The 14,187-nt window shown below is 73.9% G+C and carries 12 protein-coding genes; 7 read left to right on the forward strand and 5 right to left on the reverse strand.

Going from position 1 to position 14,187, the window contains the following annotated elements; all coding sequences use genetic code 11:
* Positions 1-47 precede the first annotated feature (47 nt).
* The 3 genes from BLS43_RS30135 to BLS43_RS20830 all read left to right on the forward strand — a co-directional run bounded on the left by BLS43_RS30135 (position 48) and on the right by BLS43_RS20830 (position 2,494).
* Entirely contained in the window at positions 48-203 is a 156-nt protein-coding gene (locus BLS43_RS30135) for a hypothetical protein (protein WP_093087668.1), read from the forward strand.
* A 114-nt stretch (positions 204-317) separates the two neighbouring features.
* Positions 318-1,295, forward strand: coding sequence for an isopenicillin N synthase family dioxygenase (locus BLS43_RS20825; protein WP_093087671.1), 978 nt, complete (start codon positions 318-320; stop codon positions 1,293-1,295).
* 29 nt (positions 1,296-1,324) lie between these two features.
* Positions 1,325-2,494: an NAD(P)/FAD-dependent oxidoreductase gene (locus BLS43_RS20830; protein ID WP_093087673.1), complete on the forward strand. Its 1,170-nt coding sequence runs from the start codon at positions 1,325-1,327 to the stop codon at positions 2,492-2,494.
* Between the two features lie 10 nt (positions 2,495-2,504).
* On the opposite strand, the gene BLS43_RS20835 is transcribed toward BLS43_RS20830, so the two are convergent.
* The gene (locus BLS43_RS20835; protein WP_245707632.1) at positions 2,505-3,476 is read right to left on the reverse strand and encodes an AraC family transcriptional regulator; all 972 of its coding nucleotides are present in this window, start codon (positions 3,474-3,476) and stop codon (positions 2,505-2,507) included.
* 160 nt (positions 3,477-3,636) lie between these two features.
* On the opposite strand from BLS43_RS20835, the gene BLS43_RS20840 reads away from it, so the two are divergent.
* The 4 genes from BLS43_RS20840 to BLS43_RS20855 all read left to right on the forward strand — a co-directional run bounded on the left by BLS43_RS20840 (position 3,637) and on the right by BLS43_RS20855 (position 9,715).
* Positions 3,637-5,115, forward strand: coding sequence for an aldehyde dehydrogenase (locus tag BLS43_RS20840; RefSeq protein ID WP_093087679.1), 1,479 nt, complete (start codon positions 3,637-3,639; stop codon positions 5,113-5,115).
* Between the two features lie 101 nt (positions 5,116-5,216).
* Positions 5,217-6,395: an LLM class flavin-dependent oxidoreductase gene (locus BLS43_RS20845; protein WP_093087681.1), complete on the forward strand. Its 1,179-nt coding sequence runs from the start codon at positions 5,217-5,219 to the stop codon at positions 6,393-6,395.
* 45 nt (positions 6,396-6,440) lie between these two features.
* Positions 6,441-7,997, forward strand: a complete 1,557-nt coding sequence (locus tag BLS43_RS20850; protein WP_218129921.1) for an ABC transporter transmembrane domain-containing protein — start codon at positions 6,441-6,443, stop codon at positions 7,995-7,997.
* Complete coding sequence (locus tag BLS43_RS20855) at positions 7,994-9,715, forward strand: ABC transporter ATP-binding protein (RefSeq protein ID WP_093087684.1); 1,722 nt, start codon at positions 7,994-7,996, stop codon at positions 9,713-9,715. The genes BLS43_RS20850 and BLS43_RS20855 overlap by 4 nt, the downstream gene beginning before the upstream one ends.
* Here BLS43_RS20855 and BLS43_RS20860 read toward each other — a convergent pair whose 3' ends face one another.
* From BLS43_RS20860 to BLS43_RS20875, 4 genes are read right to left on the reverse strand one after another with little or no spacing between them, the layout of a single operon-like run.
* Positions 9,716-10,747 carry a glycerate kinase gene (locus BLS43_RS20860; protein ID WP_093087687.1) on the reverse strand — a complete coding sequence of 344 codons (1,032 nt, stop codon included), beginning with the start codon at positions 10,745-10,747 and terminating at the stop codon, positions 9,716-9,718.
* Entirely contained in the window at positions 10,744-12,513 is a 1,770-nt protein-coding gene (gcl, locus tag BLS43_RS20865) for a glyoxylate carboligase (protein WP_093087691.1), read from the reverse strand. The genes BLS43_RS20860 and gcl overlap by 4 nt, the downstream gene beginning before the upstream one ends.
* On the reverse strand, positions 12,510-13,391 hold the full coding sequence (locus BLS43_RS20870; protein WP_093087694.1) for a 2-hydroxy-3-oxopropionate reductase: 882 nt from the start codon (positions 13,389-13,391) through the stop codon (positions 12,510-12,512). The genes gcl and BLS43_RS20870 overlap by 4 nt, the downstream gene beginning before the upstream one ends.
* Complete coding sequence (locus tag BLS43_RS20875; RefSeq protein ID WP_245707634.1) at positions 13,388-14,137, reverse strand: hydroxypyruvate isomerase family protein; 750 nt, start codon at positions 14,135-14,137, stop codon at positions 13,388-13,390. The genes BLS43_RS20870 and BLS43_RS20875 overlap by 4 nt, the downstream gene beginning before the upstream one ends.
* Between the last annotated feature and the right edge of the window lie 50 nt (positions 14,138-14,187).

Genomic DNA, 14,187 nt, shown 5'->3' on the forward strand with positions numbered 1-14,187 from the left:
GTGTCTCGGGTACATCCGGTCAAGCATCGACCGAAGTGGAGCCACAAATGATCATCCTCGGACTCGTCCTGCTACTCATCGGGTTCCTCACCGGCTTGTCCCTGCTCTACTACCTGGGCGGGATCCTGCTGGTCGTCGGCATCGTCTTCCTGGTGCTGGGCAGCACCGGCCGGGCGGTGGGAGGCCGAAAAGTCTGGTTCTGACCCCGGTCCGCCACGAGGGCACCTCCGCACCGCGGGGGTGCCCTCGGCGCGTTCGCGGGGCCTCGGTCGGGAGACACGGCCTATGGTCACGGTCCGACGACCGAGGGGGGAACCGTGAGCCTGCCCGTCCTGGACCTGTCCCGGCTCGACGCGGGCCCCGCGGAGGCCGCCGCCTTCCGCGCCGACCTGCTCGCCGCCACCCACGAGACCGGGTTCCTGTACCTCGTCGGCCACGGCATCCCGGACGACGTCGTGGCCGCGGCCCTCGCCGAGGCCGAGCGGTTCTTCGCCCTCCCGCTGGAGGACAAGCAGAGCGTGGAGATGCTGCGCAGCCCCCAGTTCCGCGGCTACACCCGGACCGGGGGCGAGCTCACCCGCGGCCGGGTGGACTGGCGCGAGCAGATCGACCTCGGGGCCGAGCGCGAGACCGTCGCGGGCGGCCCGGCCTACCTGCGTCTGGAGGGTCCCAACCTCTGGCCCGCCGCCCAGCCCGGCCTGCGCCGGGTCTTCACCGACTGGGAGCGGCGCTGCACCGCCGTGGCCGAGCGGTTGATGCGGGCCTGGGCGATCGCCCTGGGTGGGCCTGCCGACCTGTTCGACGCCGCGTTCGGCGACCGGCCGTCCACCCTGATCAAGCTCGTGCGCTACCCGGGCCGGGCGGAGCGCGGCCAGGGCGTGGGCGCCCACTCCGACCCCGGGGTGCTCACCCTGCTCATGATCGAGCCGGGCAGGGGCGGCCTCCAGGTGGACACCCCCGCGGGCTGGGTGGACGCCCCCGCGCTCCCCGGCGCGTTCGTGGTGAACATCGGCGAGCTGCTGGAGTTCGCCACCGACGGCTACCTCAAGGCGACCGTGCACCGCGTGGTCTCCCCGCCCGAGGGCGAGACGCGGCTGTCGATCCCGTTCTTCTTCAACCCCGCGCTGGACTCGACGATCCCCCACGTCACCCTGCCGCCCGCGCTCGCCGCGCACGCCCCGGGCGTCACCCGGGACCCGGACAACCCCATCTCGGGCACCTTCGGCGACAACATGCTCAAGGCCCGGCTGCGCGCCCACCCGGACGTCGCCGCCGCCCACCACCCCGACCTGTAGGCGCCGTCCGCACCGGGTAGCCACCGGACATGCATGCCGAGCTGCTCGTCATCGGCGGCGGACCCGCCGCCCTCGCCGCCGCCACCGCCTACCGCGACCATCGGGGCGGTGGTGCCGTCCTGCTCGTCTCGAACGACGACGTGCCGCCCTACCTGCGCCCACCGCTGTCCAAGGACTTCCTCCGCGGCCCCGACGACCCCGACGACCCCGAGGACGCCGACGGCCTGCTCCTGACCCCGGCGATGACCTACCCGGAGCAGGGCATCACCCTCCGGCTCGGGCAGACGGTCACGGATCTCGACGCGCGCGGTCGCACCGCGACGCTGTCGACCGGCGACCGTGTGACCTACGGGGACTGTGTGCTCGCCACCGGCAGCAGCCCGCGCCGGCTCGACGTGCCCGGTGCCGCGGACGCCCTCGTCCTGCGCACCCTCGCGGACGCCGTGGCGCTGCGGTCCGCCGCGACCGCCGCCCGGTCCGCCGTGGTCGTCGGCACGGGGTTCATCGGCTGCGAGGCGGCGGCGTCGCTGCGGGCACGGGGCCTGGCGGTCACCCTCGTCGGTCGCGAGCGGTTCCCGCAGCAGACCCGGCTCGGCCCCGAGGTCGGTGCGCGGGTCGCCGGCTGGCTGGAGGCCGACGGCGTCGTCCTGCGCGGGGAGGCGGACGTGGCCGCCGTCGAGCACGGGGTCCGGCTGGCGGACGGCACGGCGATCGGGGCCGACCTCGTGCTGCTCGCCTCCGGGGTCGAGCCGCAGGCCACGCTCGCGGCGGTCGCCGGGGCGGAGGTGGTGGACGGCCGGGTGGCCGTCGACGCGCAGCTGCGCGCGTCGGTCCCGCACCTGTTCGCGGCCGGGGACGTCGCGTTCGCACACAACGCCGCCGCCGGTCGCAGGCTCGCGGTCGAGCACTGGGGCGAGGCGGAGACCATGGGCGCGATCGCGGGCACCGTCGCCGCGGGCGGGGACGCGGCCTGGGACGCCGTCCCCGGCTTCTGGTCCGAGATCGGCGACCGCACCCTCAAGTACGCGGCCTGGGGCGACGGGTTCGCCCACGTCCGGGTGGTGGACCACGGCGGGGGCGCCTTCACCGCCTGGTACGCCGACGACGCGGGCCGCACCGTCGGCGTCCTCACCCACGACGCGGACGAGGACTACGAGCGCGGCGCCACGCTCGTCGCCGAGGCGGCGCCACTCCCCTGACGCCGGCGGGTCAGCGTTCCCGCAGGGTCTCCCGGGGCAGCTCCCCGAAGCGCTCCTTGTACTGCTGCGCGAAGCGGCTCTGGTGGAAGAAGCCCCACCGCAGCGCGACGTCGGTGACCCGGGTCGAGGCCGCGTCGCACCGCAGCAGCTCGGCGCGGACGTGGTCGAGCCGGATCCGCCGCAGGTGCCCCATCGGCGACTCGGACAGCTCCTGCTGGAAGGTGGCGTGCAGGGTCCGGACGCTCATGCAGCCCACCCGCGCCAGCTCCTGCGGCGTGATCGGCTCGTCCGCGTGCTGCTCCATGTAGTCCAGCACCGGCCCGAGCCGACCGCGGCGCACCGGGTCCGCGGGCGCGGTCAGCTCGTCGAGGTACCGGTGGTTGCCGACGTGCAGCAGCTGCGTCATCACGAACGCCTCGAGCTGCTCGCGGGCGATCGGCATCTCCGCGAGCCCGCCGGGGCGGTCCAGCTCGCGGACGAAGAACTCGACCGAGGACAGGAGGGTCCGGCCGGCCGCCGTGGTGAGGTCGATGCCGAAGTCGAAGTCCACGACGTCGTGCACCGGCCGGTTGAGCTGCTCGCTCAGGTGGGTCTCCAGGGTCAGTCGCGGGATCTTGAGGATCAGCTGCTCGGCGTCCGGCGACCAGCGGACGGTGTTGCGCTGGTCCGGACGGAGCACGATCCCACTGGCCCGCGCGCGGGTGGTGCGGCGCTCGCCGTCCGTGCGGTCGGCGGCCGTGCTCCCCCGCACCGTGAGGTTGATGTGGTAGTTGTCCTCGGTCGGCGGCATGACGAGGGTCGCCGCGGACTGGTAGGTCAGGTAGCCGAGGGTGAACAGGCGGTCCGTGGTCGCGTTGAGGGTCATCGCGAGGCGGTCCTGCGGCGCGGTCAGCTCGTGGTCGAGGTACACGCGGGTGACCGCATCCCGCGCCTCCTCCAGGCTGCGTGTGTCGAGCACGGGGTAGCGGGAGAGGGGCTCCACGTCGACACCTCCTCGTGTCTCCGCCCTGCACACTAAAGCGGGTCACCCGGGGTGGGGAAGCGATCGTGCACTCAGCGGATCAGCGGCTGCCGTGCGCGGATAGCGAGGGCACACTCGGAGCCCCTAGCGTCCGGTGCCACACCCACGACAGGAGAGGTCGATGACGACTCCTCTGGAAGAGCTCAAGCTGTTCATCGGCGGGAAGTCCGTGGACGCCCGCTCCGGACGCACCTTCGAGTCGCAGAACCCCTACACCGGCAGGCCCTGGGCGCGGCTGGCCGACGGTGGGCCCGAGGACGTGGACGAGGCCGTCGCGTCGGCCCGCGCCGCCTTCGAGGGCGAGTGGGGCTCGATGACCGGCTTCGCGCGCGCCGCGATCATGCGGCGGTGCGGGGACGCGATCGCCGCGAACGCCGAGCGGCTGGCCCGCCTGGAGGTCAACGACTCCGGCAAGCTGCTGCGCGAGATGTTGGGCCAGCTCAACGCCCTGCCGCAGTGGTACTACTACTTCTCCGGCCTGGCCGACAAGGTCGAGGGCCGCACCGTCCCGCCGGTGAACCCGAACTACTTCGGCTACACCACCCGCGAGCCGGTCGGGGTGGTCGGGGCGATCACGCCCTGGAACTCGCCGCTGCTGCTGCTGACGTTCAAGCTGGCGCCGGCGTTGGCGGCGGGCTGCACGATGGTCGTCAAGCCGAGCGAGCACGCGCCCGCCTCCACCGTGGCCTTCGCCGAGGTCCTGCACGAGGCCGGGCTGCCCGCGGGCGTGCTCAACGTCGTCACCGGCTGGGACCGCTCGACCGGTGAGGCGCTGTCCGGCCACCCGGGCGTCGACAAGGTCGCGTTCACCGGCTCGTCGGCGACCGGCGCGAAGGTCGCACAGGCCGCCGTGGCGAACTACAACCGGGTCACCCTCGAGCTGGGCGGCAAGTCCCCGCAGATCGTGTTCCCCGACGCCGACCTCGACGCCGCCGCGAACGGCCTGGTCGCGGGCGTGTTCGCCGCCACCGGCCAGACGTGCATGGCGGGCTCGCGGCTGATCGTGCACGCGGACGTCCACGACGCCCTGATCGAGAAGGTCGTCGCCCGGGCGAACTCCATCGTGCTCGGCGATCCCACCGAGGCCGACACCGAGATGGGTCCGGTGGCCAACCGGCCGCAGTACGAGAAGGTGCTGGGCTACCTGCAGGGCGCGGCCGCGGAGGGCGCGACGTTCGCCTGCGGCGGCGAGCCCGACGCCGAGCGCGGCGGACTGTTCGTCAGGCCCACCGTCGTCACGAACGTGACCCCGGAGAACACGATCGTCCGGGAGGAGGTGTTCGGCCCGGTCCTGGCCGCCTACACCTTCACCGACGAGGACGAGGCCCTCAAGCTGGCCAACGACACCCCCTACGGCCTGGCCGGGGCGGTGTGGACCAAGGACGTGCACCGCGCCCACCGGGTGGCGAACACGCTGCGCGCGGGCACGATCTGGATCAACGCCTACCGGGTGATCGCCCCCAACATGCCCTTCGGCGGCTTCGGCGCCAGCGGCATCGGCCGCGAGAACGGCGTCGACGCGGTCAACGAGTACACCGAGAACAAGTCCGTCTTCGTGGAGCTGACCGGCGGCACGCGAGACCCCTTCCAGCTCGGCTAGTCCCCACCCCCTCTTCCCGGCGAGCGGCGCGTTCGCTCACACCTGGTGAGCGAACGCGCCGCTCGCTCCCCTGCCCAGCCCTGCCTTGCCCTGGAGGACCCATGACCGTCACGGCCAACGAGCGCCTCGGCCTCGCCCCCACCGACCCCCGCCCGGCGAGCGAGACCCGACCCGCCGCGGACCGCACCACCACCAACCCGCTGTTCGGCGACCAGAAGATGAAGCTGGGCCTGTTCGGCACCAACACCAGCTACGGGCTGATCATGAGCCACGCGCCGTCGGGTTTCGAGATCACCTGGGAGCACACCAAGGAGATCGCCCAGCGCGCCGACCGCCTCGGGTTCGACGTCCTGGTCCCCGTCGCCCGCTGGAAGGGCTTCGGCGGCTCCACGAACTTCAACGGCAACTGCTTCGAGACCTACACCTGGGCCGCCGGGGTCGCCGAGGCGACCGAGCGGATCGCGGTCGCCGCGACCAGCCACCTCCCGACCATGCACCCGATCGTCGCCGCGAAGCAGGCGACCACGGTCGACCGCATCTCCGGCGGCCGGTTCGCCCTCAACATGGTGATGGGCTGGGTGCCGCCGGAGATGGAGATGTTCGGCTCCGAGCAGCGCGAACACGACGAGCGCTACGCCTACGGCCAGGAGTGGCTGGACTTCGTGAACCGGCTCTGGACCGAGGAGGGCACCTTCGCGATCCACTCGAAGTACTTCGACGCCGAGCTGCTCGAGGCCTACCCCAAGCCCCACCAGGGCCCCCGCCCCGCGCTGATCAACGCGGGCAACTCGCCGTCGGGCATCGAGTTCTCCGCGCGCAACGTCGACTTCAACTTCGCCTCGCTGGACACCCTCGACAACATCAAGGCCTACACCACGGCGCTGAAGGACAAGGCGCGCACCGAGTACCAGCGCACGATCCACGCGATGACCTACGGCCTGGTCGTCTGCCGGGACACCGAGGCCGAGGCGAAGCGGGCCTTCCAGCAGGTCGTCGACGAGGGCGACTGGGGCGCCGCGGGCAACGTCATCAAGATCGCCGGATCCGGTGCGAGCCAGTCCTTCGACCACGCGGTCAAGGCGATGCAGGAACGCTTCATCGCGGGCTGGGGCGGCTACCCGATCGTCGGTACCCCCGAGCAGGTCACCGAGGAGCTGGGCAGGCTGAACGAGGCCGGCATGGAGGGCATGATCTTCGGGCTCATCGACTACAACGAGGAGCTCAAGTACTTCGGCGAGAAGGTCATGCCGCTGCTGAAGGAGGCCGGACTGCGGCACTAGTGCCCCGGACCGCGCCCCGCCGATCACTGAGCCTACCCTTACCGGGTGAAAACGGACGACGGTCTGCGCAGGCGGGTGCTGCGCCGCCAGCGCAGACGGGTGCTCGGGGCGTCGCTGCTGCTGATGGGGCACCAGACGTGCGAGGCGCTGGTCCCGCTCGCGATCGGGTTCTCGGTGGACCGCGCCGTGGCCACCGGCGACGTGCGGATGCTCGTGCTCTGCCTGGCGGGGTTCGTCCTGCTGTTCGGGGTGCTGAACACCTGCTACCGCTGGTTCGCCCGGCTGGGGCAGGGCGCGGTCATCGACGAGGGCCACCTGCTGCGCACGGAGCTCGCGGGCAGGCTGCTGCGCCCGGGGGCCACCACCGCGCGGCGGCACGGCGAGCTGTTGACCATCGCGTCGTCGGACGCCGACCAGACGGCGCGGTCGGTCATCTGGGTGTCGGGGCTGTGCGGCTCGGCGGCCGCGCTGCTGGTCAGCTCGGCGATCCTGATCGGGATCGACCCGCTGCTGGGGCTGGGCCTGATCGTGACGGCCGTGGTCGTCACCCTGGGGCTGAACGCGCTGTCCCCGCTGCTCTCCCGACGGGTGGCGGGCCAGCAGGAGTCCCTCGCCGAGGCGTCGGCGCTGGCCACCGACCTGGTGACCGGCCTGCGCGTGCTGCACGGGCTCGGCGCCCAGCGCACCGCCACCGCGCGCTACCGCGAGGTCAGCAGGCGGGCCGAGAGCGCGGGCGTCCGCACGGGCACCGCCAAGTCGCTGCAGCTCGGCGCCACCGTACTCGCCGCCACCCTGGTGCTCGCGGTGTCGGTCGCGTCCGCGGGCCTGCTCGCCGTCGACGGAACGATCACCATCGGCGCCTTCGTCTCCGCGGTCGGCGCGGCCCAGTTCATCGCCGAGCCGCTGACCGCGGCGGGCTTCTACCTGCAGATCGGTGCGGCCGCCAAGGCGAGCGCCGCGCGCGTCGGCGGGGTGCTGGACGAGGCGCCGGTCGTCGAGCCGGTCGAGCCGGTGCGGCTCGACCTGCCCGCCGGGCGGCTGACCGGGATCGTGGCCGAGCCGGAGGTCGCCGACCGCCTCACCGCGGCGCTGCGGGAGCGCACCGTGACCTTCGACGGCGCCGCCCCGGAGGCCGTGCACGTCGAGCCCCACCACGCCCACCTGTTCGCCGGGACCGTCGCGGAGAACATGGCGCTCAGCGGCGTGCCCGGTGACCTGCGGCCCGCCATCGTCGCGGCCGGCGCCGCGGACTTCGTCGACGCCCAGTCCGCAGGCCTCGACGAGCCGGTCCGGGACCGGGGCCTGAGCCTGTCCGGCGGCCAGCGCCAGCGGCTCGCGCTGGCCCGCGCGCTGCACGCCGATCCCCCCGTGCTCGTCCTGCGCGACCCGACGACGGCGATCGACTCGGTCACCGAGGAGTCCGTCGCGCAGGGCCTGCGGACGCTGCGCCGGGACCGGACGACCGTCGTGATCACCGACAGCCCCGTGCTGCTCGCCCACGCCGACCACGTCGTGCACCTCGCCGCCGAGGGCGTCCTCGCCGAGGGCACGCACCACGACCTGCTCGCCCACGAGGGCTACCGGAAGAAGGTCCTGGGATGAGCACGCGCCTCCCCCTCGCCACCGCGGGGCAGGTCCGCCGCGCGATCGGCGGGTACCTGCGGAGCCGGCGGGCGCTCGCCGTCTCGACGGTCCTGTTGGCCGCGCTCGCCTCGCTGTCCGGCCTGGTCGCGCCCTGGGCGATCGGCCTGATCGTCGACGCCGTGCTGCGCGGCACCACGACCGCGGAGATCGTCGAGCTGGTGGTGCTGGTGGCGGGCGCGGGCGTGCTGAGCGCCGTGCTGACCGCGATCAGCGCCGCCCTCGTCGCCCGGATCGGCCAGCGGGTCCTCGCCCGGATGCGCGAGGACACCGTCGGCACCGCGCTGCGGCTGCCCGCGAACGAGCTGGAGGAGTCCGGCCGCGGCGACCTGCTCAGCCGCGTGGGAGACGACGTGGCGGTCATCAGCGAGGTGATCACCGCCCTGCTGGCGCCGTGGGTCGGGGCCGCGCTGACGGTCGGCCTGACGATGGTCGGCCTGTTCGCCCTCGACCCGTGGCTCGCCGTGGCGGGCCTGACCGCCATCCCGGTGTACGGCTTCGCGATCCGCTGGTACCTGCCCCGGGCGGCAGAGCGCTATGCCGCCGAGCGGGCCGCGTTCGGCGACCGCGCCGAGGCGCTGGTGTCCAGCCTGGAGGGCCTGCCGACGGTGCACGCCTACGGCGCCGAGGACCAGCACGTCGCGCGCATCACCGAGTCGTCGGAGCAGGCGCGGGCGATCTCGAAGTCGGTGTTGTGGTTCGCCACGGCGTGGGGCAAGTGGATGAACATCGCCGAGCTCGTGGGGCTCACGGCGATCATCGGCGTCGGCTTCGCGCTCGTCTCCACCGAGGCCGCCACGGTCGGCGCGGTCACCGCCGCCGCGCTGTACTTCCACCGGCTGTTCAACCCGCTCGGCCTGATCATCATGAGCTTCGACGAGATCCAGTCGGCCTTCGCCAGCCTGCAGCGGATCGTCGGGGTGATCGTGACCGAGGTGCCCGCCGTCGACCCCGCGCCGCGGCCGAACGGCTCCGTGACGGCCTCGGGGATCACCCATCGCTACGGCGCGGACCCCGTGGTGCGGGACGTGTCCGTGGCGCTCGCGCCCGGCGAGACCGTCGCGCTGGTCGGGGCGAGCGGGGCGGGCAAGTCCACGCTCGCGGTGATCCTCGCGGGGCTCACCGACCCCTCCGCGGGGACGGTGCACGTCGGCGGCGAGCCGGTGTCGCGGTTCCGGGCCGACGGGTCGGTCGTGCTCGTGTCCCAGGAGGCCCACGTCTTCGCGGGGCCGCTGGCCGAGGACCTGCGGCTGGCGCGGGCGGACGCGACGGACGCCGAGATCGAGAAGGCCCTCGCGACGGTCGGTGCGGACTGGGTGTCCGCGCTGCCGTCCGGGCTGCGGACGGTGGTCGGCGAGCTCGGGCACGCGCTCTCGGCCGAGCAGGCCGCCCAGGTCGCGCTGGCCCGCGCCCTGCTCGCCGACCCCGTGGTGCTGCTGTTGGACGAGGCCACCGCCGAGGCGGGCTCGCGGGACGCGTCGCGGTTGGAGGACGGCGCCGCCGCCGTGCTCGCGGGGCGCACCGGCCTGGTGGTGGCGCACCGGCTGCGGCAGGCGTCGACCGCCGACCGGATCCTCGTGATGGACGCCGGGGAGATCGTGGAGTCCGGGACGCACGCGGAGCTGCTCGCCGCGGACGGGCACTACGCCCGGCTGTGGCGCGCCTGGCGCGGGGAGTGATCACCGCTGCGCCCGCCCGACCCGCCGCAGCAGCGGACCGGGATCGGTGAGGCACCGCTCGGGGTCGAGGTCGGCCAAGGCGGTGACCCGCGCGAACGGGGTCTGCGCGGGGTCGAGGTCGCAGCGGCCGCAGACCGCGACGACCGGGACGTGGGCCGCGCGGGCCGCCACGGCCACCCCGGCCGGGGCCTTGCCGTGCAGGGTCTGGGCGTCGAGGGCCCCTTCGCCGGTCACCACCAGGTCCGCGGTGCGCAGGTGCGCGGCGAACCCGAGCAGCTCCAGCACCACCTCGATCCCCGGCCGACGCCGCGCCCCGAGCACCGCGAGCGCGGCGTACCCGACCCCGCCCGCCGCACCGGCTCCGGGACGCTCCGCGCCGGGGCCGACCAGGCTCGCGAGGTGGGCGAGGGCCTCCTCGAGCAGCCGCACCTGCGCCGGGGTCGCGCCCTTCTGCGGGCCGTAGACCGCGGCGGCGCCCCGGGGGCCGAGCAGCGGGTTGTCGACGTCGCAGGCGAGGACGATCTCCGTGTCCCGCAGCCTGGGGTCGAGGCCCCGCAGGTCCACCGAGGCCGCCTCCCGGAGCCCTCCCCCGCCGTCGGGGACCGGGTCGCCCCGTGTGGAGAGGATCCGTACGCCCAGGGCGGTGAGCAGGCCCGCGCCGCCGTCGGTGCAGGCGCTGCCGCCGACGCCGAGCACGACCCGGCGCGCGCCCGCGTCGAGCGCGGCGCGCAGCAGCTCGCCGGTTCCGCGGCTGGTCGCGCCGAGCGGGTCCGGCGGCCCGAGCTGCAGGCCCGAGGCGAGCGCCAGCTCCACCACCGCCGTGTCGCCCCGCAGCCCGATCGCGGCCGGTCCCGCCGGCACCCGTCGGAACCCGGCGGCGAGCGCCGCGGCGAGGGTGCCCTCGCCGCCGTCCGCCACCGGCAGCTCGACGGCCTCGTGCCCGGCCTCCCGCAGGCCCGCGGCCAGGTGCGCGGCGACCTCCGCCGCGGTCAGCGTGCCCTTGAACTTGTCCGGCGCGACCAGGACCCTCACGCGAGCGGGAGCGGGATGGTCGCGGTGGGGGCGTGGGCCCGGGTGGTCGCCTGCTCCTCGAACTCGACCACGGCGTCCAGGTCCTGGCCCATCGCGATGTTCGTGACCCGCTCCAACACCACCTCGACGACCACCGGGACCCGGTGCAGCGCCACCAGCTCCTTCGCGCGGGCGAACGCGCCGGGCAGGTCGGCGGGGTCCGTCACGCGGATCGCCTTGCAGCCCAGGCCCTCGGCGACCTTGACGTGGTCCACGCCGTACTTGTCCAGCTCCGGCGAGTTGATGTTGTCGAACCCGAGCTGCACGCAGTAGTCCATGTCGAACCCGCGCTGCGCCTGCCGGATCAGCCCCAGGTAGGAGTTGTTCACGACGACGTGGATGTAGGGCAGCGTGAACTGCGCCCCGACCGCCAGCTCCTCGATCATGAACTGGAAGTCGTAGTCCCCGGACAGCGCGACCACCCCGGCCTCGGGATCGGCGACCCGGACCCCCAGCGCGGCCGGGACGGTCCAGCCCAGCGGCCCCGCCTGCCCGCAGTTGATCCAGTGCCGCGGCCGCTGGACGTGCAGGAACTGGGCCCCGGCGATCTGGCTGAGCCCGATCGTGCTGACGTAGCGGGTGTCCGGGCCGAAGGCCTTGTTCATCTCCTCGTACACCCGGTGCGGCTTGATCGGGACGTCGTCGAAGTGGGTCCGCCGCTGCAGCGTCCCCTTGCGCTCGACGCACTCCCGGACCCAGGCGCTGCGGTCCGGCAGGGTGCGCTCGCGCGCGGCCTCGACCGCGGTCCGCAGGAACGCGCCCGCGTCGGAGGTGATCCCGTAGTCCGGCGCGAACACCCGCCCGATCTGGGTGGGCTCGATGTCGACGTGGACGAACCGCCGCCCGCGCCGGTAGACCTCCAGCCCGCCGGTGTGCCGGTTCGCCCACCGGTTCCCGATGCCGAGCACCAGGTCGGACGCCAGCAGGGTCGCGTTGCCGTACCGGTGCGCGGTCTGGATGCCGGCCAGACCCGCCATCAGCGGATGGTCGTCGGGGATCGCGCCCCAGCCCATCAGCGTCGGGATCACCGGGAGGTCCAGCAGCTCCGCCAGCTCGACGAGCTCGGCGCACGCGTCCGCGTTGACGATCCCACCGCCCGCCACGATGACCGGGCGCTCGGCCTCGGCGAGCAGGTCGAGAACCCGCTCGACCTGCGCGCGGGTGGCGGCGGGGCGGTGCACCGGGAGCGGCGCGTACGTCTCGGGATCGAACTCGATCTCGCCCTGCTGGACGTCGATCGGCAGGTCGAGCAGCACCGGGCCCGGGCGCCCGGACCGCATGAGGTGGAAGGCCTGCGCGACCGCGCCGGGGACCTGGGCCGGCTCGCGGACGGTCAGCGCCAGCTTGGTGACGGGTGCGGCGATCGCCGCGATGTCGACCGCCTGGAAGTCCTCCTTGTGCAGCCTCGCGACCGGCGCCTGCCCGGTGATCGCGAGGATCGGGATGGAGTCCGCCATCGCGGAGTAGAGCCCGGTGATCATGTCGGTGCCCGCGGGTCCCGACGTCCCCACGCACACGCCGATGTTGCCCGCCTTCGCGCGCGTGTAGCCCTCGGCCATGTGCGAGGCGCCCTCGACGTGGCGGGCCAGGACGTGGGTGAGCGTGCCGTCGCGGCGGACGGCGTCGTAGAACGGGTTGATCGCGGCGCCCGGCAGCCCGAACAGGTGCGAGACACCCTCGGCCTTGAGGATCGCGACGGCGGCGTCGACGGCGCGCATGCGGGTCATCGTGCCCGTCCGGAGAGTGCCTCGACCTGCGTCAGCAGGGCGCTGTGGTCGAGCGAGCCGTGCCCCTGCGCACGCAGCGCGCCCACCAGCTGGGCCACGTGCGCACCCAGCGGGATGGCGACGCCCGCCTCCCGCGCCGCCGCCGTCACGATGCCCAGGTCCTTGTGGTGCAGGTCGATCCGGAAGCCGGGTGCGAAGGTGCGGGCGCGCATCGTGGCACCCTTGCGCGCGAGGACCGTGCTGCCGGCCAGGCCGCCGCCGAGGACCTCCAGCGCGGACTCGGTGTCGACGCCGTAGGCCTCGAGGAACACCAGCGCCTCGGCGACCAGCTGGATGTTCCCGGCGACGATCAGCTGGTTGGCGGCCTTGACGGTCTGGCCCGCCCCCGACGGTCCGACGTGGACGACGGTCCGGCCCACGGTCTCCAGGAGCGGACGGGCGGCCGCGACGTCGTCGTCCGCGCCGCCGACCATGATCGACAGCGTGGCTTCGACGGCGGCGGGCTCGCCGCCGCTGACCGGCGCGTCGACCGGGCGGATGCCGCGCTCGCGCTCGGCCTCGGCGATCCGGCGCGCGACGTCCGGGCGGATCGTCGAGCAGTCGATGTGCAGGGTGCCGGGCTTGGCGTGGGCGAGGATGCCGTCCTCGGAGAACACGAGCGCCTCGACGTCGGGGCTGTCGGGGACCATGGTGATCACGACGTCCGCCTCGCGGACCGCGTCCGCGGTGTCGGTGGCGGCGCGTCCGCCCCGCTCGACGAGCACGTCGACGGCGAGCCGGGAGAGGTTGTGGCCCACGACGTCGTGGCCCGCGTCGACGAGGTGGGCCGCCATCGGGCCGCCCATGATGCCGAGGCCGATGAATGCGATCGTGCTCATGCGATGACCTTTCGGGTGGGGACGTACTCCAGCGCGGTGCGGCCGGTGTAGCCGGCGGCCTGCAGCGCGGCGAGGACGTGGGGGAAGTCGATGTCGCCGGTACCGGGCTCGTGCCGTCCCGGCGCGTCGGCGAGCTGAACGTGGGCGATGCGGTGCGCGTGGGCGGCGATCGCGGCGTCGAGGTCCTCGCCGTTGACGGCGAGGTGGTAGACGTCGAACAGCAGGCCGGTGTTCGGCGCGCCGACCCGGTCCAGCACCGCGACCGCGTCGGCGCACGTGCGGATCGGGTAGCGGTCGGCGCCGCTCAGGGGCTCCAGCACCACCGTCGCGCCGATGCGCTCGGCCTCCTTCGCCGCGTGGGCGAGATTCTCCAGCGCGAGGTCGTCCTGGCCGCTCGCGCCGTCGACGCGGTTGCCGTACAGGGCGTTGAAGACCGAGATGCCGAGCCGTTCGCCGAGCCCGACCGCCACCGCGACCGAGGCCCGGAACTCCGACTCCCGGCCCGGCCAGGACACCAGGCCGCGGTCACCCGCGGGCATGTCCCCCGCGGCGAAGTTGAGCCCCACCAGGTCCACCCCGGCGTCCTCCACGGCGCGGGCGAAGCGGTCCACCTCGGCGTCCGACGGCGCGGCCGAGGAGAAGGGCCACCAGAACTCGACGGCGGCGAACCCGGCGGCCGCGGCGGCCGCAGGCCGCTCCAGCACAGGAACATCGGCCAACACGAGCGAACAGTTGAGCGCGTGCACGGTCTCTCCCAAGATCAGGGCATCATGGAGCCACAACTGTCGTTCTCGAC

Origin of the sequence: Pseudonocardia oroxyli (assembly GCF_900102195.1) — a bacterium.
GTDB lineage: Bacteria > Actinomycetota > Actinomycetes > Mycobacteriales > Pseudonocardiaceae > Pseudonocardia > Pseudonocardia oroxyli.